Origin of the sequence: Prauserella rugosa (genome assembly GCF_000719975.1) — a bacterium.
Classification (GTDB): domain Bacteria; phylum Actinomycetota; class Actinomycetes; order Mycobacteriales; family Pseudonocardiaceae; genus Prauserella; species Prauserella rugosa.
Window position 1 is genome coordinate 515,386 of sequence record NZ_JOIJ01000001.1, and the last position, 20,707, is coordinate 536,092.

Annotated in this window: 23 protein-coding genes; 9 read left to right on the forward strand and 14 right to left on the reverse strand. The window is 67.6% G+C overall.

The features are described 5' to 3' along the window. The first annotated feature begins 121 nt into the window (after positions 1-121). From IF64_RS0102480 to IF64_RS0102490, 3 genes are read left to right on the forward strand one after another with little or no spacing between them, the layout of a single operon-like run. Entirely contained in the window at positions 122-1,957 is a 1,836-nt protein-coding gene (locus IF64_RS0102480; RefSeq protein WP_030530331.1) for an NHL domain-containing thioredoxin family protein, read from the forward strand. A gap of 57 nt (positions 1,958-2,014) precedes the next feature. Then, the gene (locus IF64_RS0102485) at positions 2,015-2,308 is read left to right on the forward strand and encodes a GroES family chaperonin (RefSeq protein ID WP_048807289.1); all 294 of its coding nucleotides are present in this window, start codon (positions 2,015-2,017) and stop codon (positions 2,306-2,308) included. Between the two features lie 22 nt (positions 2,309-2,330). Then, positions 2,331-4,502: a VanW family protein gene (locus tag IF64_RS0102490; protein ID WP_051757390.1), complete on the forward strand. Its 2,172-nt coding sequence runs from the start codon at positions 2,331-2,333 to the stop codon at positions 4,500-4,502. A gap of 26 nt (positions 4,503-4,528) precedes the next feature. Here the strand turns inward: IF64_RS0102490 and IF64_RS0102495 are convergent, their stop codons facing one another. The 3 genes from IF64_RS0102495 to IF64_RS0102505 form a co-directional block, all read right to left on the reverse strand. Continuing rightward, positions 4,529-4,810 (reverse strand): GlsB/YeaQ/YmgE family stress response membrane protein, encoded by a 282-nt coding sequence (locus tag IF64_RS0102495; protein WP_030530334.1) that lies wholly within the window; start codon positions 4,808-4,810, stop codon positions 4,529-4,531. A 325-nt stretch (positions 4,811-5,135) separates the two neighbouring features. Continuing rightward, positions 5,136-6,965 (reverse strand): acyl-CoA dehydrogenase, encoded by a 1,830-nt coding sequence (locus IF64_RS0102500; RefSeq protein ID WP_030530335.1) that lies wholly within the window; start codon positions 6,963-6,965, stop codon positions 5,136-5,138. Positions 6,966-7,163: 198 nt separating this feature from the next. Next, positions 7,164-8,009, reverse strand: a complete 846-nt coding sequence (locus tag IF64_RS0102505) for a response regulator transcription factor (RefSeq protein ID WP_084705589.1) — start codon at positions 8,007-8,009, stop codon at positions 7,164-7,166. A gap of 339 nt (positions 8,010-8,348) precedes the next feature. On the opposite strand from IF64_RS0102505, the gene IF64_RS0102510 reads away from it, so the two are divergent. Further along, positions 8,349-8,540 (forward strand): hypothetical protein, encoded by a 192-nt coding sequence (locus IF64_RS0102510; protein ID WP_030530337.1) that lies wholly within the window; start codon positions 8,349-8,351, stop codon positions 8,538-8,540. Positions 8,541-8,590: 50 nt separating this feature from the next. Continuing rightward, positions 8,591-8,923: an MmcQ/YjbR family DNA-binding protein gene (locus IF64_RS0102515; RefSeq protein WP_030530338.1), complete on the forward strand. Its 333-nt coding sequence runs from the start codon at positions 8,591-8,593 to the stop codon at positions 8,921-8,923. 1 nt (position 8,924) lies between these two features. On the opposite strand, the gene IF64_RS0102520 is transcribed toward IF64_RS0102515, so the two are convergent. The 4 genes from IF64_RS0102520 to IF64_RS0102530 form a co-directional block, all read right to left on the reverse strand. After that, a complete protein-coding gene (locus tag IF64_RS0102520; RefSeq protein WP_030530339.1) occupies positions 8,925-9,467 on the reverse strand; it encodes a dihydrofolate reductase family protein in 543 nt (180 codons plus the stop codon). 89 nt (positions 9,468-9,556) lie between these two features. Then, positions 9,557-10,297, reverse strand: a complete 741-nt coding sequence (locus IF64_RS0102525) for an alpha/beta fold hydrolase (protein ID WP_030530340.1) — start codon at positions 10,295-10,297, stop codon at positions 9,557-9,559. A gap of 356 nt (positions 10,298-10,653) precedes the next feature. Beyond that, positions 10,654-10,797, reverse strand: coding sequence for a hypothetical protein (locus IF64_RS26980; RefSeq protein ID WP_048807285.1), 144 nt, complete (start codon positions 10,795-10,797; stop codon positions 10,654-10,656). Positions 10,798-10,961: 164 nt separating this feature from the next. Beyond that, entirely contained in the window at positions 10,962-11,612 is a 651-nt protein-coding gene (locus tag IF64_RS0102530; protein ID WP_030530341.1) for an MBL fold metallo-hydrolase, read from the reverse strand. Positions 11,613-12,106: 494 nt separating this feature from the next. On the opposite strand from IF64_RS0102530, the gene trpS reads away from it, so the two are divergent. Further along, on the forward strand, positions 12,107-13,150 hold the full coding sequence (trpS, locus tag IF64_RS0102540; RefSeq protein WP_030530343.1) for a tryptophan--tRNA ligase: 1,044 nt from the start codon (positions 12,107-12,109) through the stop codon (positions 13,148-13,150). Between the two features lie 94 nt (positions 13,151-13,244). On the opposite strand, the gene IF64_RS26985 is transcribed toward trpS, so the two are convergent. After that, positions 13,245-13,397, reverse strand: a complete 153-nt coding sequence (locus IF64_RS26985) for a hypothetical protein (protein ID WP_157575499.1) — start codon at positions 13,395-13,397, stop codon at positions 13,245-13,247. 166 nt (positions 13,398-13,563) lie between these two features. Between IF64_RS26985 and IF64_RS0102550 the strand changes: the two genes are divergently transcribed. Next, entirely contained in the window at positions 13,564-14,103 is a 540-nt protein-coding gene (locus tag IF64_RS0102550) for a pyridoxamine 5'-phosphate oxidase family protein (RefSeq protein ID WP_030530344.1), read from the forward strand. A 162-nt stretch (positions 14,104-14,265) separates the two neighbouring features. On the opposite strand, the gene IF64_RS26410 is transcribed toward IF64_RS0102550, so the two are convergent. The 5 genes from IF64_RS26410 to IF64_RS0102575 form a co-directional block, all read right to left on the reverse strand. Continuing rightward, entirely contained in the window at positions 14,266-14,631 is a 366-nt protein-coding gene (locus IF64_RS26410) for a hypothetical protein (protein WP_246134806.1), read from the reverse strand. 271 nt (positions 14,632-14,902) lie between these two features. Continuing rightward, entirely contained in the window at positions 14,903-15,502 is a 600-nt protein-coding gene (locus IF64_RS26415; protein WP_246134805.1) for a hypothetical protein, read from the reverse strand. 31 nt (positions 15,503-15,533) lie between these two features. Further along, positions 15,534-16,778, reverse strand: coding sequence for a WXG100 family type VII secretion target (locus tag IF64_RS0102565; RefSeq protein WP_030530345.1), 1,245 nt, complete (start codon positions 16,776-16,778; stop codon positions 15,534-15,536). 2 nt (positions 16,779-16,780) lie between these two features. After that, the gene (locus IF64_RS0102570) at positions 16,781-17,071 is read right to left on the reverse strand and encodes a hypothetical protein (RefSeq protein WP_051757391.1); all 291 of its coding nucleotides are present in this window, start codon (positions 17,069-17,071) and stop codon (positions 16,781-16,783) included. Then, complete coding sequence (locus IF64_RS0102575) at positions 17,068-17,427, reverse strand: SAV_915 family protein (protein WP_051757392.1); 360 nt, start codon at positions 17,425-17,427, stop codon at positions 17,068-17,070. Before IF64_RS0102575 ends, IF64_RS0102570 begins: the two co-directional genes overlap by 4 nt. Positions 17,428-17,742: 315 nt before the next feature. Between IF64_RS0102575 and IF64_RS0102580 the strand changes: the two genes are divergently transcribed. After that, positions 17,743-18,390 carry a TetR/AcrR family transcriptional regulator gene (locus IF64_RS0102580; protein ID WP_030530348.1) on the forward strand — a complete coding sequence of 216 codons (648 nt, stop codon included), beginning with the start codon at positions 17,743-17,745 and terminating at the stop codon, positions 18,388-18,390. A gap of 224 nt (positions 18,391-18,614) precedes the next feature. Next, positions 18,615-19,370, forward strand: a complete 756-nt coding sequence (locus IF64_RS0102585; RefSeq protein WP_145600531.1) for a GNAT family N-acetyltransferase — start codon at positions 18,615-18,617, stop codon at positions 19,368-19,370. A 306-nt stretch (positions 19,371-19,676) separates the two neighbouring features. On the opposite strand, the gene IF64_RS0102590 is transcribed toward IF64_RS0102585, so the two are convergent. Continuing rightward, positions 19,677-19,907 carry a DUF2188 domain-containing protein gene (locus IF64_RS0102590; RefSeq protein ID WP_030530350.1) on the reverse strand — a complete coding sequence of 77 codons (231 nt, stop codon included), beginning with the start codon at positions 19,905-19,907 and terminating at the stop codon, positions 19,677-19,679. Positions 19,908-20,707 lie beyond the last annotated feature (800 nt).

Consider the following 20,707-nt stretch of genomic DNA (forward strand, 5'->3'; position numbering starts at 1 on the left):
GGGTGATCGCTCTCGCGGGTGTAATGGAGCACTGGGGGCTTAACTTTCGTGCCTCGTGACGTTCACTGGAACTGTGAGCGTTACCGACGGAGTGCCCGCGACGACCGCCGCGCGGCAGCATGTGCGCGCGCCCGAACTGGCCGGAACCGACTGGCTGAACACGGGTGGACAACGGCTGCGCCTGGCCGAGCTGCGCGGGAAGATCGTGCTGCTCGACTTCTGGACGTCGGGCTGCATCAACTGTCTGCACGTCCTGGACGAACTCCGGCCCATCGAGGAGGAGTTCGCCGAGGTGCTGGTGACCATCGGGGTCCACTCGCCGAAGTTCACGCACGAGGGCGAGGCCGACGCCATCGCGGCCGCCGTCGAGCGCTACGGCGTGCACCACCCGGTGCTCAACGACCCGTCGATGACCACGTGGCAGCAGTACGCGGTGAAGGCGTGGCCCACGCTCGTCGTCATCGACCCCGAGGGCTACATCGCGCACGTCGCCGCGGGCGAGGGACACGGTGAGGCGCTGCGCCGCGTGGTCGCCGAGCTGACCGAGACCCACGAGGCCAAGGGCACGTTGCGCCGCGGCGACAGTCCGTACGTCGCCGACGAGCGTGCCGACACCGAGCTGCGCTACCCGGCCAAGGCGGTCGCCACCTCGGGCGGCAGGCTGCTGGTCGCCGACGCGGCCGGGCACGGCATCGCCGAGTTCGCCTCCGACGCCGAGACGGTCGTCCGGCGGTTCGGCAGCGGTGAGCGCGGCGGCAGGGACGGGGCGTTCGACGTCGCCACGTTCGCCGAGCCGTCCGGGTTGACCCTCCTGCCCGAGGCCGTCGCGGGCGCGGTCGGCTACCACCTCGTCGTCGCCGACACCGCGGGCCACACGCTGCGTGGTGTCGACCTGTCGACCGGTGCCGTGACCACCGTCGCCGGCACCGGCAACCAGTGGCGCGACGGGGACGACAGCGGCAAGGCCCTCGACGTCGACCTCACCAGCCCGTGGGACGTGTGCTGGTGGGACGAGGCCGACGGCGGCCCCGGCGGGGTCGTCGTCGCGATGGCGGGCAACCACACGCTCGGCGTCTTCGACCCGCGGGAGGGCACGGTCCGCAGGCTCGCGGGCACCACGACGGAGGGTCTGCGGGACGGTGCTGCGGGTGAGGCGTTCCTCGCCCAGACCTCCGGGCTTGCCGTCGGCAGGAACCGGCTGTGGTTCGTCGACGCCGAGACGTCGGCCCTGCGCTGGCTCGAAGGCGACGGCCAGGGCGGGTACGCCGTCTACACGGCCGTCGGCACCGACCTGTTCCACTTCGGCCACCGCGACGGCAAGGCCGCCCACGCGCTGCTGCAGCATCCGCAGGGGGTGGCCGTGCTGCCCGACGGCACGATCGGCATCGCCGACACCTACAACGGAGCGATCCGCCGCTACGACCCGTCCTCGGGCGAGGTCAGCACGCTCGCCTCCGGGCTGGCCGAACCCGCGGGCCTCGTGGTCACCGGGTCCGACGTGCTCGTCGTGGAGACGGGCGCGCACCGGCTGACGCCGCTCGAGACCGCGGAGGCCGACCAGGTGGACGGCGACGCGCTCGAGGTGCGCAGGCCCGCGACGGTGCTGGCCTCGGGTGCGGTGCAGCTCAACGTCGTGTTCACCCCGCCGCCGGGGCAGAAGCTCGACGACCGCTACGGCCCGTCGACGCGCCTCGAGGTGAGCGCCTCCCCTCCGGAACTGCTCGTGGAGGGCGCGGGCGCCGACACCGACCTGTCGCGCTTGATCCGCCTTTCCGGCGACGTGACGGAGGGCGTGCTGCAGGTCGTCGCGCAGGCCGCCAGCTGCGACATCGACGCCGAACACCCCGTCTGCCGGGTCACCAGGCAGGACTGGGGCGTGCCGGTGCGGGTCGAGCGGTCGGGCGACGGCGAGCTGAGCCTGGTGATGTCCGGAAACCCGGGGTCTGCGGGCGCCTAACATGAACGTGTGGCTGAACCCCGGAACGCGACGCACGAGCCGAAGCTCGAGATCCAGATGCTGCACGACCGGCTGCTGGTCCGGCAGCCGTCCGACGAGGGCGAACGGAGAAGCAGCAGCGGCATCGTCATCCCGGCGACCGCGCAGGTCGCCAGCAGGCTGTGCTGGGGAGACGTCCTCGGCGTGGGCAACAACGTCCGCAACATCAAGATCGGCGACCGGGTCCTGTTCAACCCCGAGGATCCGCTCGAGGTGGAGATCCAGGGCGACCCCTATCTGGTGATGCGAGAGCGCGACATTCACGCCATCGCTAGCGAACGGACCGAACAGGGCACAGGCTTGTACTTGTAGCCGGACCACACGGGGAGGGCTGGTGCGCGAGGAGTACGACCGGCCGAGGCACGACCCGGCCCTACCCGACGGTGACGCCGACGGCCCCGACGCTCCCCTCGGAGCGGAGCGGCCCGACGGCCCTGGAGCGGAGCGGCCCGACGGTTCGCTCGACCTGCCCGACAACTGGCTGCTCTCGCACGACCCGGCGTGGCCCGAGTACCCGACCGATCCCGGTGGGGACACCGGTACGGACCTGCCCGCCGCGGCGTTCTCGGCCTACCCCGCCGTGAGCTATCGCGACGAGGCGATCGGCGGCGCCGCCGCACCACCCGGGCTCGCGGCTGACCTGCTCGGGCCCGCGGACGAACGTCCGAGTCCTCGCCGGACCAGGCTGCAGCGCGGGATCGGCAAGGCGTTCATGATCTTCGGCGGCACGGTTGTCGTGTTGCTGCTGGTCTACATGGTCGACCTGGTCAGCAGCATCGGTGACGTGCCGCGTGGGGTGAGCGTCGCGGGCGTCGAGGTGGGCGGGATGCCGACCGCCGAGGCGGAGGCCAAGCTCAGGGAGGAACTGGGCCCGCGGCTGACCGATCCCATGCCGGTGCGCGCGGGCGATGTCACGACGCAGCTCGACCCGGCCGACGCGGGCCTCGGTGTCGACTGGGCGGGCACCGTCGAACAGGCGGGCAACCAGCCGATCGACCCGATCTCCCGTGTGACGTCGCTGTTCACCTCGCGTGAGATCGGTGTGGTGACCTCGGCCGACGACGACCGGCTCAAGGAGGCGGTCACGCGGCTGGCCCACTCGGAGATCGACCACCAGGTGCGCGAGGGCAACGTCGGGTTCCGCACCGTCACCGGCCAGGGCACCGATCCCGGCACGGTCGAGCCGTTCCCCATCTTCCCGCGTCAGGGACAGTGGCTCACCGACGTCGACGGCGCGATGCACCGGATCAAGTCCGACTGGCTCGCGGGCAACGCCGTGCACCTCGACGTCGCGGTGACGGAGGCGAAGACCTCGCGCGACGGCGTCCAGCAGGCGGTGGAGCAGACCGAGCCGCTGGTGTCGGCGCCCGTGACGGTGAAGGCGGACGACACGTCGGCGACCCTCACGCCGAAGCACATCGCCGACGCCATGAAGCACACACCCGGCCAGGGCGGTGCGCTGCAGCTGACCGTGGACCGCGCGAGCCTGCAGGAGGTGCTGGCGCCGCAGCTGCGCGACACCGAACGGACCGCGTCCGACGCCGAGATCGTGTTCGCGGGCTCCCGTCCGTCGGTCGAGCCGTCCGAACAGGGCAGGACGATCGACTGGGAGCGCACCTTCGCCCCGTTCATCACGGTCGCGGGCAAGGACGGCGAGCGGACGCTCGACGTCGTCTACGAGGTGCAGGAACCCGACGTCAGCACCAAGGACCTGCGCGAGCTCGGGATCAAGGAGGTCGTCGGCGAGTTCACCACCGGCGGGCTCGGCGGAGCGGCGGCGCGGAACGTGGCCACCATGGCCGACGCGGTCACGGGCGCGGTCGTCCGGCCCGGTGAGACCTTCCGGCTCAGCGAGTTGACCGGGCCGAGGACCGCATCGCAGGGATACGTCGAGGCACCGGTCAACGAGGACGGCACGGGTCCCGCGGTGATCGGTGGCGGTTCCTCGCAGTTGACCAGCACGCTGTACAACGCGGCCTACGGTGCCGGGCTGAAGGATGCCGGCCACACGCCCCACGAGACGTATCTCGACCGCTACCCCGCAGGCAGGGACGCGGTCGCGGTGCTGCCGGACGGTTCGAGCGCCGAGCTGGCGTTCACCAACAACATGCGCAACGGCATCGCGGTTCAGGTGACGACGTCGGGCAGCGACGTCACGGTGCGGTTGTGGGGCACCGAGCAGTTCGACGTCTCGGCCTCCACGGGAGAGCGCACCGACGTCCAGTCGCCGCCGGTGCGGCGGGACAACGGCCCGCGGTGCGAGGCGACCTCCGGTGCGGAGGGCTTCAAGGTGACCGACACGCGGGTCGTGAAGGAGCGCGGCAGCGGCAGGGTCGTCGATCGGCAGTCCACCGCCGTCACCTACGACCCGGTGCCGCGCGTGGTGTGCGGGTCGCGGCCGAGCCAGGGCCCCCGACCGACGCCGCGGCCCGACCCGGTCCTGCCGATCGTGCCCGGTTCGGACACGCGATCCCAGCAGGTGGACCGGGGCGGGCCGCGGGGATGACGTTCTGACGGTCGCCGGCTCGCGCGTCAGCTGCTGACGTGCTTGCGGTCCTTGCCCGCGAATCCGGCGACGAGCGAGACACCGATGGCTGCGATGACGAGCTGGGTGAAGAACTCCAGCCAGCTCCAGCCGGTCGTGTCGGCATAGCCGAGGCCGCGGGCGATGGCCGTGCCGATGAACGCCGCTGCGATACCGACGAGGATCGTCAGCCAGATGGCGATCTTCTGCTTACCGGGCGCGATGAGCCTGCCGAGCACGCCGAGTACGAGTCCGACGACGATGGCCGAGATGATCCCCGAGATAGCCATGCTCTGCCTCCTTGTGGGTAAGCGTCCTTGCTCGGTGGGGACGGCCGAAGTCGGCTCCGACCGCCGCCACCGATGTTCCGTCGCCGCCCGGCCGGTGGACCTCGCCGCGCGGCGGCGCCTTTGCTCCACCCAAGGTGCCCCTGCGTGAAAACTCCCAAACGGGTCGTGTCCGGACGGCAGCTGAGGCGATGATCACGGGCCGGGATGACCGGCGGTGCGACGTGGTGGCCGCGAAAAAGGGCACTCCGGCCGCCAGGGGGATGAGCGGCCGGAGTGCCCCGGTCTTGTCGCGTTCGGCGACCTCGCGGATCAGAACTGTCGCGGATCAGAACGCGGCTTCGTCGATCTCCATGAGGTCGTTGTCGGCGGCCTCGGCGATCGCGCGGCGAGCGCTGAGCTCGGGCAGGACCTGCTTGGCGAAGAACGAGGCCACGGCGACCTTGCCCTCGTAGAAGCTCTTGTCCTTGCCGGAGGCGCTGTCGAGCTTGCCCAGCGCGATCTCGGCCTGCTCGAGCAGCTTCCAGCCGATGATCAGGTCACCGGCCGACATCAGCAGGCGCACGCTGTGCTGGCCGACCTTGTAGACGTTCTTGACGTCCTCCTGCGCCGAGGTCAGGTTGCCGATCATCGAGCCGAGGATGCCCTGGACGTCGTCGAGCGCCTGCTTGAGGAGGTCGCGCTCCTTCTTGAGGCTGTCGCCGCCGGCCTCGCCCTCGATGAACTTGGTGATCTCGCCTGCGATGTAGGTCAGCGCCTGGCCCTTGTCGCGGACGATCTTCCGGAAGAAGAAGTCCATCGACTGGATGGCCGTGGTGCCCTCGTACAGCGAGTCGATCTTCGAGTCGCGAATGTACTGCTCGATCGGGTAGTCCTGCAGGAAGCCCGAACCGCCGAACGTCTGCAGCGACTGGACGAGCTGCTCGGTCGCACGCTCGGACCCGACACCCTTGACGATCGGCAGCAGCAGGTCGTTGACCCGCTCGGCGAGCTTCAGCGAATCCTCGTCACCCTCCTGGCACCACACCTGGTCCTGGAACGACGCCGTGTACAGGTAGACGGCGCGCATGCCCTCGGCGTAGGCCTTCTGCAGCATGAGGCTGCGGCGCACGTCCGGGTGGTGCGTGATGGTCACGCGCGGGGCCGCCTTGTCCGTCTGCTGCGTCAGGTCGGGACCCTGCACGCGCTCCTTGGCGTACTCGAGCGCGTTGAGGTAGCCGGTCGACAGCGTCGCGATGGCCTTGGTGCCGACCATCATGCGCGCGTACTCGATGACCTGGAACATCTGCGCGATGCCGTTGTGCACCTCGCCGAGCAGCCAGCCCTTGGCGGGCGTGCCGTGCTGGCCGAACGTCAGCTCGCACGTGGTGGAGACCTTCAGGCCCATCTTGTGCTCGACGTTCGTCACGAAGGCACCGTTGCGCTCGCCGAGCTCACCGGTGTTCGTGTCGAAGTGGTACTTCGGCACCAGGAACAGGGACAGGCCCTTGGTGCCCGGGCCGTGCCCCTCGGGACGGGCCAGCACGAGGTGCATGATGTTCTCGGTCATGTCCTGGTCGGCCGAGGTGATGAAGCGCTTGACGCCCTCGATGTGCCAGGAGCCGTCCTCCTGCTTCACGGCCTTGGTGCGGCCCGCGCCGACGTCCGAACCGGCGTCCGGCTCGGTGAGCACCATCGTGGCACCCCAGGCGCGGTCGATCATGATCTGCGCCCAGCGCTGCTGCTCCTCGGTGCCGTTCTGGTCGACGACCATCGCGAAGTTCGGGCCGGCCATGTACATGTACAGCGCCGGGTTCGCGCCCAGGATCAGCTCCGAGGCGGCCCACTGCACGGTCGGGGGCAGACCGAAGCCACCGAGCTTGTTGGTCAGGCCGAGGCGCCACCACTCGCCGTCCCAGAGCTGCTGGTAGCTCTTCTTGAACGACTCCGGCAGCGTGGCGGAGAAGGTCTTCGGGTCGTACACCGGCGGGTTGCGGTCCGCGTCCTCGAACGACTCGGCCAGCGGGCCCGTCGCGAGGTTGTTGAGCTCGGACAGTACGCCGCGGGCGGTCTCCTCATCGGACTCCGCCAGCACGCCCTTGCCGAGTCGGTCCTGGATGCCGAGGACCTCGAAGAGGTTGAACTCCAGGTCTCGGACGTTGCTCTTGTAGTGGCCCATGTCGTCGCTCCGTACGAGGGTTGTTCGGGTGTGGCGGCTGGGCACTGCTGGTACGTCCGCGTGCCGTCCGTGGTGTGGACAGGCACTGGACACGGCCCTACTCGCCGGTAACTTGAGGATATTACCCCTAAGTAACCGACGGCAACCCGGGACAGCTGTTTTCTGGGTCTCGTCCGGCCTCGTTCGACCGGACGGGGGTCACGCGGGTGCGCCGGGTGACGTCGGCCGTACTCCCGACGGCGGCTGGGGTGCCGGCGCGGTGGCAGGCGTGTGCTGGGGAGGCGGAGCTGCCGCGGCCCCGTCCACCGACGGAGCGGTGGACTCTTCGGGTCGCGGAATGAGGATTCCGGAGCGGAACGCCTTCGTCACCGCGTGGGTGCGATCCCTGGCCGACAGCTTGCGCAGAATGCTCTTGACGTGGGTGCGCACCGTCTCGACCGACAGGAACAGGGTCTTGGCGATCGCCGAGTTCTCCAGCCCCTCGGCGACCAGCTGCAACACCTGGTACTCACGTCGCGACAACGGCATCTGCTGGCGGACGGCAGGGTCGGTGCCGTCCGCGGAGGACTGGCGCTTGGGACGCGCGGTGAGCGCCGCGAGCGCGGGATCGGTGTACCTGCGATCGATGTGTGCCCTGCGGATCGCCTCGGCCAGGCGTCGCGGCTCGGCCGTGCGCGGGACCGTCGCGTGGGCACCCGCGGCCGCGGCCGCCGACAGGAACTGCGGCGTGCGGTGGGCGTCCCGCACCAGGACGACCACCACGAGCGTCGGATCACCGTCGCGAAGCAGTCGCACCAGGTGGCAGTGTGGGTCGAAACCCGAGTCCAGGATCACGATGTTCGGCCGCAGCTGCTCGCACAGCTGGAGCGAGGCGTGATGACTCGATGCGTGACCCGCCCACTGCAGACCGGGCGTCTTGCTGATCAGAACGTTGAGACCTTCTCTGAACAACGGGACCGGATCCAGGGCCGCGACCGTCAGTGTCCGTGTTCCCGCAGGTCCGGGGCTGCCCGTAGGGCGGCCTCTTTCGATGCTGTGCGCCATACATCACTCCGTCTCCGCACGTCCTCGCGGACGTGTTCGCCGCCGTGTCGCCACGGTCCCCCGGCGAGATCTGCTCGCGTGTCGTTCGCATCTGTGACTCGCGAGCGCCGACCTCATGACGCGATGTGCCGATGTTTATTCAGCTCATAGCGGAGTGTGCCTCTTCTGTAGCGTCCCTGCGCGCCAACGCGCGCAAATGGTGGACGCCGACCGTCTGGAAAGTGCCTGGGTGATGACGGTCCGCAGTCCGGTGGGTGGCGACGTCCAGCGGGTGGCGCCCGCGAGGGCCATTGGCTATGCTGTGTGATCTGCCGCACACACCACATCAAAGGAGATGGCGTGTACCTGGCATCGGTCATCAGCCTCTGCGTGCTGATCCTGATCGGCGCGGCCGTCACGGTCGTGTGGGAGGACCGGCGCGCAGCGAAGCGGCACGCCCGCACGCGGCACGCTCGACTCGTCGCGCTCGGCGAGGTCGACCCCGTGGCACCCGCCCGGTTGCGCGCGGAGCTGGGCGAACGCTCGTCCTAGCCGGAACCCCGTACGTATTCGAAACACCGACCTCGGAGGACACGGCAGCCGTGGTGAGCTGGAAGGACGTCGTCGCGTTCGCGACCGAGCTGCCGGAGGTCGAGGAGTCGACCTCGTACAACACGCCCGCCCTCAAGGTGAACGGCAAGAGCTTCGCCCGCCTGCGTACCGAGGCCGAAGGCGGTCTCGTCCTGCCGTGCGGTTCGGACGAGAAGGAGGCGTTGCTGGCCTCCGGTGATCCCGCGTTCTACACCACTCCGCACTACGACGGGTACGGTGCGATCCTCGTCGATCTGGACAAGGTCGACGAGGTGCAGCTGCACGAACTGATCGAGGAGTCGTGGCTGCGCAAGGCGCCGGCGCGGGCGAAGAAGCGGCGCTGACTCACGCGGGCGCATGGCAGGTGTAGGTGATGCCGCCCGCGAACGACTTCATGTCGCGCAGTGTCATGCGTGGCAGCGTGAAGCCGTCGGGGAAGAGCCTGCGTCCCCTGCCCTGCACCACCGGGTAGCCGAACAGCCGGTACTCGTCCACGACGCCTGCCTCGATGAGCGTGTGGCACAGCGTGATGCTTCCCGTGACCACGATGTCCGCGCCCGGCTGCTGTTTGAGTTCGCGGATCGCCGCGACGGGGTCCTCGCCGTCGAGCACATGGCTGCGGCGCCAATCGAGGTCGGTGAGCGTGCTGGTCACGACGTACTTGTCGACGTCGTTGAGGAAGTCGGTGATGTAGCCGGTCTGGTTCGGCCAGAAGCCGCGGAAGGCCTCGAACGTCCGCCTGCCGAGGACCACGGCGTCGCAGCGCTCGTCGTGGCGGAGGGTCTCGGCCTCGAGCTCGGCATTGTCGACCATCGGGTCGAACCAGTCGTCGAGCATCTCGACGCAGCCGTCGAGCGTGATGTTCTGCGTGATGGCGAGTGTGCGCATCGTGGGTCCCCTGACGTCGGTGTCGGATCGGCGGCGCGGCGCCCGTCCAGGATGCGCGGTGGCGTCGACGTCCGCCGAGGTTCTTCGCGTCATTCGAGTTCGCGGGCCAGCGTTTCGACGGCCGACGCGACGGGGCCGGGCGTGCTGGTGGGTGCGAGGTGGTCGGCGTCGAGGGATCGGACCGGCAGATCGCGTGCGCGTGCCTGTTCGAGGGCCCGGTCGTACGGGGAGGACAGGCGCAGGTAGGCGCTCGGTGGCTCGTCGGCGTGCGGACGTGGCTCGTGGAGGAACCGGACGGGTACGCGGGGCTCCTCGGGCAGCACGGCCTGCCGGAGTTCGGCACTGTCGAGCGGGCTGGGGTCGAACCACGTGTGCCAGGGCTGGAGCAGGGCCTCGTGCGCGGCGGCCTGGCTGCTTTCGGTGTCGGCGTCGCCGGTGTTTGGTGCACCGGTGTTTGATGAGCTGGTGTTTGGTGGGCTGGTGGCGTGGCCGGTCAAGGTGTCGTAGAGGTCTGCGGGCACGGTGTCGCGCCAGCTCAGGCCCGGAGTGGGCAGGCCGGCGTCGATGTAGAGCAGGCGGCTTCCGGGGCGGCGTGCGGCCAGATGCGGCAGCAGGGGGCCGGCGCCGCTGTGGCCGGCGACGAGCAAGGGCTCGGCGGGTGTCTGTTCGTCGAACCGGTCGGCGAGGCCGTCGTGGCAGGGCACGGCGCTGAGTCCGGCGCGCAGGTCGGGTACCACCACGTGATGCCCGCGCGCGGACAGTTCCTCGGCGAGGGGGCGCATGCTCCCCGGTCCGAGGAAAGGACTGTGCACCAACGCGACCGTCCGCATGACCGCCGAGCGTACGGACTCGCCGTCAGCGCGGCCACGGCTCGTCGCGGACGCGTGTCACACGGTCACCGCGGTGCAGTGGAGTTGGCACGAGCGGGAGTCGGCACGAGCGGGAATGGGCTCGAGCAGCAATGGGCGCGCGGGAATGGGCACGAGCGGCGCCGGCGGTTCGGGGAGCACCGTCCGGCGCCGCTCGTGTCCGGTCACCGACGACCTGTCTGCGCCTGCGACGTCGCGGAACGCGCCACGATTCGGGACGGAACCGGGGTCGGTTCCTTCGTGGCGGTCGGGGTCCTCCGCGGCGTGCCCGGGGTTGGCGAGACCGGCCGAGGTGTACGCGTGGTGCTTCGCGGTGGTTACCGCGAGGGGCTCGGTGAGAGCACCACGAGCGATACCAGCAGCAGGAAAGCCAGCCCTGCCACCAGGAACGCAAGCACGCCCGTGACCGACCACGCGGCCAGTCCTGCTACTCCGAGCGCGCCCGAGGCAGATGTCCACATGGGCCATCTCCGTATCGAGTCGGGGGATGTGTACGGGGTTCATCCGGCGTATCGGCACGCGCCCTTCTGCCGTTATCACGCCGTGACATGGAATGGTGTGCATCACCCGAACGGCGGTCCTGACCAGGTGCTTTGGGAGGTTATGCCGGTTATGCACGACCGTCTCAGCCCGTCACCCGTTCGGGCTCGAGCGCGTGCAGCGCTTCGTCGACGCATTCGGCCCACGGCCGCTGCCCGAGTTCGGTGACCCCCGACTCACCCGTGAAGGCGCTCGAGATGACGACGTCCGGGGTGAGCGTCGCGAGCTGGCGCAGGCTGGCGGCGAGCTGCTCGCGGTCGCTCATGCCGTCGATGTAGCCGGCGCGCCAGTGTCCCTGCCGGTCGACGTAGATCGTGTCGCCGGTCATCAGATACGTCCTGCCGTCGGCGCCCGGCACCAGGTAGCACGTGCTGCCGGGTGTATGGCCCGGCGTGGGAATCACCTCGAGTCCGTCCGGGCCCAGGTGGGCTTCGGTGAACGCGTCGTCGACGGTCGCGGTCTCCTCGACGAGATGCGCCTCGGTGCTGTGCGCGTGCAGCGTGGAGCCGAACCGTTCCCGGATGGCGTGCAGCGACGGTGCGATCTCGTCCTGGTGGCTCAGGTAGTGGTGACGCACGCCGCCGAGTTCGGCCATGCGGTCCTGTTCGTTGGTGTGGGTGGTGTTGTAGAACAGCACGTTTCCACTCGGTGCGCGCCACAGATAGGCATGGGTGCTCAGTCCGGGAAACGGATACTCCGGATCGGTTTCCCAAAGATGGTCGTTGATCTTTCTCATCGTTGTTCTCCTCTCGGGTATGGGGAGAACGCTAGAAGTTCAAGTTAACTCGAGGTCAATGGTGCAGTCGGGATGGCGGAGCGGGGGCGGTAACCGTTGCGGCACAACCGTTGCGGCACAACCGGATTACCCCCACTGGAGCATCCCGACCGGATCACCCCGAGCGCTGCTGCCTGGATCGCCAGGGCGAGGAGGGCATGTACGGCCCAGGTGCGTGAACAGCAGGTACGCGAACAGCAGGTGCGTGAACAGCAGCGCGGCGAGCAGTGTGGTCACCGACAGTCCGCCCCGAGCCGCGACGTGGTCGCCGACAGTCCACCCCGAATCGGGACGCGCTACGGTGGCGGCATGCACACGCGAATCGTTCTGTGGTGGGCCGCCGACCGGCGGCCCTGAGCGTGTGTATCCATCCACGGCCGCTCCTCCAGCGGCCGTTGTCACTCCGGCGTGTCGGTCGTCTGCGGGGCGGCCTCCGAATTCGGAGGTATATCGACATGTCCCGTTCCACACCCCGGCTGCTCACGGGTGACCGTCCGACGGGCCGGCTGCATCTCGGTCACTACGTCGGCAGTCTCGCCAACCGGGTCCGGCTGCAGCACGAGTACGAGACGTTTCTGATCCTCGCCGATCTGCACATGCTCACCACGGCGAATCGGCGTGCCGACATCGCGCGGATTCCCGAGCAGGTGCGCCACCAGGTGCTCGACGCGCTGGCCGTCGGGATCGACCCCGACCGGGTCACGTTCTACCTGCAGTCGGCGGTGCCCGAGGTCGCCGAGCTGAACACGTTGTTGCAGAGCCTGGTGACGGTGTCGCGACTGCAGCGCGTGCCGAGCCTGAAGGAGATGAGCCGCGGCGGCGACATGAGTTACGCGTTGCTGGGCTATCCGGTGCTGCAGGCTGCGGACATCCTGTGCGTGCGCGCCGAAGCGGTGCCGGTCGGTCAGGACAACCATGCGCACGTCGAGGTCGCACGCGAGATCGCGCGGCGCTTCAACGGCCTGTACGGCGAGGTATTTCCCGTGCCGGAGGTGGTGTCGAGCGAGGTTCCGGCGCTCGTGGGTACCGACGGGCAGGCGAAGATGTCGAAGTCGCTCGACAACGCGATCTATCTGTCGGACTCGCCGGACGAGGTGACCCGGAAGGTGCGGCGGACCTATACCGATCCCAATCGCGTGCGCGCCGACGTCCCGGGTCGCGTCGAAGGGAATCCGGTGTTCGAGTACCACCGGGCGTTCAACGACGACCGCGGGCAGGTCGCCGACCTGGAGCAGCGGTACCGCGAAGGTCGCGTCGGCGACGGCGAGGTCAAGGACGCGTTGGCGGCCGCCCTCAATCGCTTTCTCGACCCGGTGCGCGAGCGCAGGGAGCATTTCGCGAGCAGGCCCGGTTTCGTCGACGAGCTCGTCGTGGCGGGAACGGAACGCGTGCGTGAGGTGGTACGCGAGGTCGTTTCCGACGCGCGAAAGGCGATGGGATTCACCGCTGTCTACAACGGACTGAAACGTCACGCGGGTGTTCCGTCGACGGTGCGGTGACCTTGCGGCCACCCGGTACCGCTACCGGGTGGCCGACCGCACTCCGCGGGCGCACGGGTGGTGCTGAGCCTGATGAGGCGAGGTCAGAATGCGGTCAGGGCTTGTCATCCGGTGTTTCGGCAGATTCCGTTGGCTCCTCGAGCAGGTCGGCGATGCGAGTCACTTCGACCGGGTAGCCGTCGAAAATCCTGCGGTACTCCTCGATCGCTGTCTGGTCGGGCTCGCCGTGTTGGTCCGGTGTGTGCACGGTGGTTTCCTTTCGCCGGGCCTGATGAACCGGGTGTGTGCGGCCTGTGGAGCCACGTTTCCAGGAATGTCGAGTGACGTGTGAGGGTCGGATGGCCGACCGGCCGGGCAATTGGTGACTGTGCAACTGAGCTGGCACTGTCGGTGGTAGCTGGTTAGCTAACAGTATGCTCGAAACTCCTGACGAGCTCCGCACCCTCCAGTCCCTGCTCGATACGTCTTGGGCTGGTTCCAGCAGTCACCTCAAGTCGATCATTCGGCCGGGCGAAAGCACGTTGGACGCGGAACAGGTCGTCCGGGTTTGCCAAGGTATGTGCACCCTGGCAATCGCCACCGTCACCCGCCGGGGCGAGCCACGCATCAGCGGCGCCGACGGGCACCTCCTGCACGGCCGCTGGATCGTCGGCACCCACCGACAGGCCGCGAAAGCCCAGCATCTCGCGGCGCGGCCCGGTATCAGCGCGACCTTCATGAAAGGCGAGCAGCTCGGTATCTTCACGCACGGACACGCCGTTCCGCTGAACCCCGAGGGGCCGAGCAGTGACCCGGCCTGGCCGGCAATTCGCAACTATCTCGTCGACCATTACGGAGACGACGGCGACGAATCGTTTTGGGAGGAGAGCGTGTGGTATCGCATCGACCCCACCTGGATGGTTGCCTACAGCGCCGACCCGGCCGGCTTGCTTGATCAACAGTCATCGGTCTGAGCTCGTGCAGGCCCAGCCGGGGTCGTCAGTCCGTGGGAGCGAGGTCGACATCATCGGAGGCCGGGCGACACGGCTGGCAGCGCGTTCGACCTACTCAGCCGGACATCCTCGATCAGACCACGTACCCGGGCAGGGCTAGCGCCGGTGTCCATGGGTGCGTCTCTACTGGTTGTGGAGGTGTGGTGGGTGGTCGAGTTGGAGGTATTCGCGGGCGCGTTTGTTGGTTTCAGCACCGTTGACGTGGACCGAGTGCAGGATGCCGTTGTAGACCAGGTCCCAGAGGCGATGGTTCAGTTGTAGCACGCCAATGCGCGAGCGGACGCTTCGTCCAGATGTGTCCGCCAGTTGGATTGCGTGCGAAACTCCATCGATGTGCACGGTCACCTTTGAAAGGTCGTATAGCTTCACGTAATCTCGTGTGGAGACGGCCAGCCAATCCGCGCCAGCTGAAACCTTCTGTTCTTTCCCGATGAAGAAGAACAGAAAAGGCCACGGTAGAATGAACAGCCAGAGCCACCAGGTGGTCATCCACTCGAATCCACTCTCGTGGACTGTCGCGTAGATCAAGAGAATGATCGAGACTATGGCTCCGGTCAAAGCACGCACCCTCTTAGTGGGTGAGAACCATTCTAGCAACGGGCCCTCGCCTGCGGGGGATTTAATGGCCTTGTTGGATCTCGAATTATGTCGCCGGGATGAACCCTCGTCATTCGTTTCCGTAGGAGCCCTGGGTGGTCGGGGTTCTCCGGTGTGCCGGTCGGGCATAGGTGGAAGGTTCCGGGTGTCCACGGGTGCGTCTCTACTGTTTGTGGAGGTGTGGTGGGTGGTCGAGTTGGAGGTACTCGCGGGCCCGTTTGTTGGTTTCAGCACCGTTGACGTGGACCGAATGCAGGATGCCGTTGTAGACGAGATCCCAGAGACGGTGGTTCAGCTCTAACGTGCCTATGCGGGGACGAATACTGCGTCCGGATGAATCCATAAGCTGCACGACGTGCGCTACTCCGTCGACGTGAACAGTGACCTTGACAAGCTCGTAAAGTTTTACGTAATCGCGGTCGGAGGTTGCTAGCCAGTCAGCTCCGGCTGAAACCTTTCCGGTTCGGCCTACCAGTAGGAAGATGAATGGTGGTGCCGCCAAAACGAGCCACAGCCAGATGTTTCCCAGCCAGCTGAAGCCTCCTTGAAAGATATACAGGGCAAGGCCGATAGCGGTGCAAAGCAATCCCGCTACCAGTCGTGCAGTGCGCGTTGGGTAGTACCACTCCAGTGCTGCGGCCTCGCCCGGCGGCGTCTTCGGCGCCTTGCGTGTCGGTGAATTGTCATTGTCCGCGCTTCGGGAGTCCTCATCGACCAACGGCGCAGCAGGTGGACGTGGCTCTCCGGTGTGCCGGTCGGGCATGGGTGGAAGGTTCCGGATGTCCATTTCTCCCTCAGAAGAGATCGCTGACGAAGTTGCCCACGGCCTTCGCGCCGTCCGACAGCTTGTCACCTGCCCACCCTGCGGCATCACCGGCTACCTCGGCCATATCGTCTCCCCACTCGTCGATCGCGAAACCGACACCTGCGGAGACGATCGCTCCGCCCGCTACAGCCCACCCCACCGGGCCGCCAGCGCTTGCAACCGCCGCGGTAGTCAACGAGCCTGCTACAAAGCTCCCGGCTCCTGAGGCCACGGCAGTACCTGGGTCTTTTCCGCTTGCGATGTCCCAGGAGACACCGAGCCCAGTAACTACTCCGCCAATGACCGGAAGCTTGCTGCCAAATTTCGTCGCACCGCGCAGGAGCGGGTTGGATGGTGGCTTGTCGGGGGCATACTTCCCGAAATCAAGATTCGTCCGGAGCGTGTCTTTAACACCCTTCGGAAGCTTGTCGACCATTCTCGCTGTTCGGGTGGCGGTGGCCTTGTTGAGCTCGGCCTGCTTGGCGAGGCGGCGTTCGATTTCGAGTGCGTCGGCGCGGGCTTGTGCGTAGGGGTTGGTGCGGCCACTCTTCGCGTACGCGGCTGCACGATCGATGGCCGGGTCCATGGCCCTCGCCGCGGCGCGGTAGTTGCTGGTCCGCTGGGCGACCGCGCCTGCCAGGCCCGTCGAGATGTCGGCGATGTTGATCGGCGCCTTCTCCGCGTACCCCTTGGCGAAGCGCACGAAGGTCTGCTGCGACTTCACGAACGCCTCTCGCGCCGGCGTCGCTGTACGTTCGGCCTCGACGTAGGCCTTGACCTTCTGTTCGTGTGCGGACTGCGCGGACGTCGCCTGGTCGTGGATCTGCTGTTGACGCGGTGACGGCTTCCGGTCCGTGGGCAGCGGAGCAGGTGCCGCGGGCGCGGGCCCCGGCTCCTCGATGACGTTCCCGTTCACCGTCAGCCCGCCCTTGCGGGCGATCTCCAGCGCCTGCGACATGCGGGACTTCGCCGTTTGCACGTCATCCGCGTGCGAACCCAGCTTCGACGACGTCTCGGTGAGGTCCTCGCCCAAGCCGTTGATCTGCTTACCGAACGCCGTCATCGTGGTGCGGAAACCGTCGGACGCCGGTCCGGTCCACGTTCCCTCCGAATCGCCGCGCGCGCCGTACACCTGCGAACAGGTTTGGTGCGCGTCCTCTGACCTCTTCGAGAGCCACTCCGCGACCCGCCGGATACTGGCCGCGTCGGCCTTGATCTCGGTGTCGATGGGCATGGCTACCTCCCCTCGCCGCCTGCGTCCGCGACGTCACGCCGGCTCTTCTGTTCCGCCTCCTCGTAGGCCTCGCGTCCGGACTCGACGGCGTCACCGGCAGCGCCACAGCCCTCGACGACACCTGCCAACGACGTCGACAAGGCCCCGACCAATCCCTGCACCACTCCCGTGATGTCACCGGCTTCGGGTGCGCCAGGTGGTTTGCCGGCCGCCTCCTCCAGGGAGTTGGCTCCGCCGCGAAGTTTCGACGTGAGCCCGCTCAGGTCACCGGGGTCGACGCCATACCCGCTCATGACGCATCACCCGCCGGTGTGTCCTGCCGCTGATCGTCCGGCAGTACCGCGTTCCACAGGACCTCCGTGGCGCCGCTGTCGGTCACGATCTGCTGCAGGTAGTCGCTGCGTACCGACAACCACGGCTGACGTTCGCCGCACCCCTCGACGAGGCTTTCCAACGAGGTGTACGCCAGCACGACCAACCGGCCGTCCTCGAGGCGCCGTAGCTCGACGGTCGCCTCCTCGTCGCCGTGGTGGACTCGTTCCGACGGCAGGTACACGTTCTCGACCTCGTCGGCCTCGCCGGAGACGAACTCGGGGCCGATCGTCGGCGGCGCCGCGGCGTCGGAAACCCCAAAACTGTCAGTTGACACGTCGCCCTCCCGATCGCCGTGTCTGATTCGTGCAGATTATTCGAATATGCGAGCATTACTCGAAATTGCGCCTTTACCTTCCGCAATCGGACGCTAACACGATTCGCCGGATGGGGAGTTGGTGTCGCGGGTGAGATGGACGGGGTGCTGATCGAATCGGGCCTGGTTCCTGCGGAGCGGAAAGTGTGGCGGCCAGATTGGCGCGCGGTGAGCCTTCACGGCGGTGGTCTCGGCGGTCTCGGGATATATGGCCGCCAAGCGCGTGCCTTCTGGGTCCGGTTGCTTGTGGAGCAAGTGCTCCATTATCGTCGACTCGTGCCTCGACCACGTGTACATAACCTCGACCAGGTGCTTGACGTCGCGGAGCGCCTGGCAGTCGACGAAGGTCCCGAACGACTCACCGTGCGCAAGCTCTCGGCGGAGAGTGGCGTGCCGAACGGCGCGATCTATCACGCCTTCGGCTCGCTGTCGGCGCTACGTGGACGGATGTGGCTGCGGGCTGCGACCGAGTTTCTGGACCTGCAAACAGAGCTCATCGACGAAGCGTTGATGTCGGCGTCCGGCTTCGACGGCGCGGTGAATGCTGCCGTCGCCGCCGCCGACGCAGCCGCCGTGTTGGCAAGCAGACGTCCAGCGGCAGCGCGGATGTTGATGACGGTGCGCCGGGAACAGCTGCTCGGTCCCGAACTTCCCGCGGAGCTCGCCGACGCGCTTCTCGGGCTGGACCGGAGGTTGGTGTCCGAGGTGCTGCGGCGGTTGGCGATGGCGCTGTGGGACCGCCGGGACGGTTCGAGCGTCGAGGTCGTCACGACGTGTGTGGTCGACCTGCCGACCGCCCTGCTGCGACGGGATCTCAGCCAAGCCACGGTCGATGGCACCGTGCGGATCGGCTCCGATGTCCGTGCACGTCTCTCCACAGCTGTGCGCGCCATTCTCGACCACGAGCCGCCGAGTCGTGGCTAGGTCGACCAAGGCCACTCCGATGAGGACGGACGGCGATACCTACGTGGCACGCGCCTCGACCCATCCTCCAAGCCAGACACCGCCCAACCCGGACTGCTCCGCAGCACACGCCGGCGCCGACCAGGAAGACGCTGATGACCCGAAGCGATTCGACTCCCGCACGCTGCCCACCCGAACTGCTCCACGGTGCGAAGAGAGTCTCCGTCGGCCCTGGGCTGACGGGGTTGCTCTGGACCGAGGTGTGCACGCAGCTCTCCGATCCGGCCCGCCGGTATCTCCGTGACACTTTCCCTGCCGTTGCGGTGCAGGCATTCACCGCGACCACCGAACAGTATTGGCACAACTGGCTCTCCGACGACAATCTCGACCGGTTGTCCGGGCTTGTCGTCGTCCTCGACACGGCCGGTTTGCCGGTGGCGTGGGTGGCCAGCAATGACCGGATGTTCGGCGGGCGTAAGTGTTTCTACGCCAACTCCGCCGGTGTGCATCCGGATCACCAGGGAACCGGCATTTCCAGCACGATCTGGCGGGTCGTGCTGCGCGCGGCGATCGCCAAGGCTGCCCCGCGCAGCCTCTATGCGGTGATGCGGACGGGAAATCCGCTCGTCTACGGTGCTTGGTCGGCTGCAACGGGTAGAACCGACGCCACGTGGCCGACTCCGGGTAGCGAGGTTCCGGAGCACGTCCAGCGCATCGCGGCCGACGCCGTGGCCGACCTCGGTCAGGCCGACCGGCTGGACCCGCGCAGCTTGGTCATCACCGACGCCTACGACGACACCGAGGCCGGGCTGTGGACCCAACGGCCCACGTCCGATCGCAGCGACATCGACGAATGGTTCGCCTCCATCCTGGGCCCGCGCGACGCCATCGTGCTCGTCGTGGCGTTCCAGCCGATGCGCATCTTGGTTGGCGAGGTCCGGCGCACAATGCGCCGAACCCTGGGTCTGCGCAGTTCTTCAAGCCGCAGCTCGCGCGCCTAGCGGGAGCATCGAGCGACCGCTGTGGCGAGCTCCGGTTGGTTTGTCGCCCGTGAGTGTTGTCGGCCAGCTCACTCGGTCCCGGCACGACGAAGGACCAGGTCCACTGTGTACAGCGGTTGACCTGGGCCTTCGTGGTTGGAGCGGATGACGGGAATCGAACCCGCGTTCACAGCTTGGGAATCAGGCGGACGCCCCTGGAAGGTGGCCCTGGCCTGCGGGTGAGCGTGTGCGTGGGGTGCCGCTGTTGACCGTGGTTGACCGCCCCTAATGGCACGCTAATGGCACGCTGGACCTCTCTAGTGCTTCTTACCCCTTGCTCTGGCGGGGGTCGCGACCGCGTGGGTAGGTGTTGCGTTCCCCGATCGTCCCGTCCTTCTTGTGGATGAGGTGTTCGGTGCCGTTCTTCTGAGCCATGTCTCGGCCCTTTGTCTGTGCTTCGGCCTTCGTCTCGGCTGTATTCGATACCCGTTCGTTGCCCTCGACTTTGTTTGCCCAACCGTCACCATGCGGCACGGTGTGCACGTCGCCTTTAGCCATGCTCTCGCTCCGATCGTCGTGGAGTGGATGCCATGTCGTTCGGCGTTGAGCGAGCGAACGTTACGGTCTTGAGGGCCCACAACTCCCCCGTCCCCTTCGTCCGTGCCGCTGCTGTGCTCCGTGGTGGCCGGGTCAAGGGTGAGCGGCAGCTCATCGCGTAGCGACGCCGTAGGCGCCCTTGAGGCGGTCGGCGCGGTGTCAGACGATCTGACGGGCGTGAAGGGGTCGGCTCGTGGTGAGTGGCGGTTGACGGGTGCTGAGGATTAGGTGGCGTCCTTCGTGGTGTGAGCCGGGGCCGCCGGCCGGGAGCGCCAGCGGGAGGCCGGGCGTGCCCCGGCGGCGCGCGAAGCGCGCCGCCCTTGATCTCTTAGAGGGCAATTCGGCAGCGGTGCCGCGCTCCGCGATGGTGTGGCCTTCTGGACCGGTGGACGTCCGTGACGGCTGCGCCTCGGCCTGTGTCGAGGGTCGTGGCTGCGGATGGTGCTCGAGCGTCGGCGCCTGTGATTCTCCTGGAACCGGCTCCACTCGGCGGACGTCAGACGCTAGGGTGACGGCCGAGCTACGTTCAGCTACCAGGGGGGAGGAACAGATGCCTGAGTTTGATGGACCGATCAAGCCGAACGAGGGTGGATCTGGTGGAACACCGCAGGTAGGTGGGTTCCTTAACAACCTGAACCCCTTCGACTCGAAGCAGATGGCGGGGTCAAGTCCCTTGTGGTGGTGTAGTGCTGCGTTGTCCTTCTCTGGGGTTGTTAGGCGCTGAGTTCGAGGATGGGGTCGTTGGGTGTCTCCGTGTCGGG

Coding starts and splice junctions, on each gene's coding strand:
- IF64_RS0102485 (WP_048807289.1), top strand. CDS start 2,015: ATGCTGCACGACCGGCTGCTGGTCCGGCAGCCGTCCGACGAGGGCGAA.
- IF64_RS0102495 (WP_030530334.1), bottom strand. CDS start 4,810: ATGGCTATCTCGGGGATCATCTCGGCCATCGTCGTCGGACTCGTACTC.
- IF64_RS0102500 (WP_030530335.1), bottom strand. CDS start 6,965: ATGGGCCACTACAAGAGCAACGTCCGAGACCTGGAGTTCAACCTCTTC.
- IF64_RS0102505 (WP_084705589.1), bottom strand. CDS start 8,009: ATGGCGCACAGCATCGAAAGAGGCCGCCCTACGGGCAGCCCCGGACCT.
- IF64_RS0102520 (WP_030530339.1), bottom strand. CDS start 9,467: ATGCGCACACTCGCCATCACGCAGAACATCACGCTCGACGGCTGCGTC.
- IF64_RS0102525 (WP_030530340.1), bottom strand. CDS start 10,297: ATGCGGACGGTCGCGTTGGTGCACAGTCCTTTCCTCGGACCGGGGAGC.
- IF64_RS26980 (WP_048807285.1), bottom strand. CDS start 10,797: ATGTGGACATCTGCCTCGGGCGCGCTCGGAGTAGCAGGACTGGCCGCG.
- IF64_RS0102530 (WP_030530341.1), bottom strand. CDS start 11,612: ATGAGAAAGATCAACGACCATCTTTGGGAAACCGATCCGGAGTATCCG.
- trpS (WP_030530343.1), top strand. CDS start 12,107: ATGTCCCGTTCCACACCCCGGCTGCTCACGGGTGACCGTCCGACGGGC.
- IF64_RS0102550 (WP_030530344.1), top strand. CDS start 13,564: ATGCTCGAAACTCCTGACGAGCTCCGCACCCTCCAGTCCCTGCTCGAT.
- IF64_RS26410 (WP_246134806.1), bottom strand. CDS start 14,631: ATGACCACCTGGTGGCTCTGGCTGTTCATTCTACCGTGGCCTTTTCTG.
- IF64_RS26415 (WP_246134805.1), bottom strand. CDS start 15,502: ATGCCCGACCGGCACACCGGAGAGCCACGTCCACCTGCTGCGCCGTTG.
- IF64_RS0102565 (WP_030530345.1), bottom strand. CDS start 16,778: ATGCCCATCGACACCGAGATCAAGGCCGACGCGGCCAGTATCCGGCGG.
- IF64_RS0102570 (WP_051757391.1), bottom strand. CDS start 17,071: ATGAGCGGGTATGGCGTCGACCCCGGTGACCTGAGCGGGCTCACGTCG.
- IF64_RS0102590 (WP_030530350.1), bottom strand. CDS start 19,907: ATGGCTAAAGGCGACGTGCACACCGTGCCGCATGGTGACGGTTGGGCA.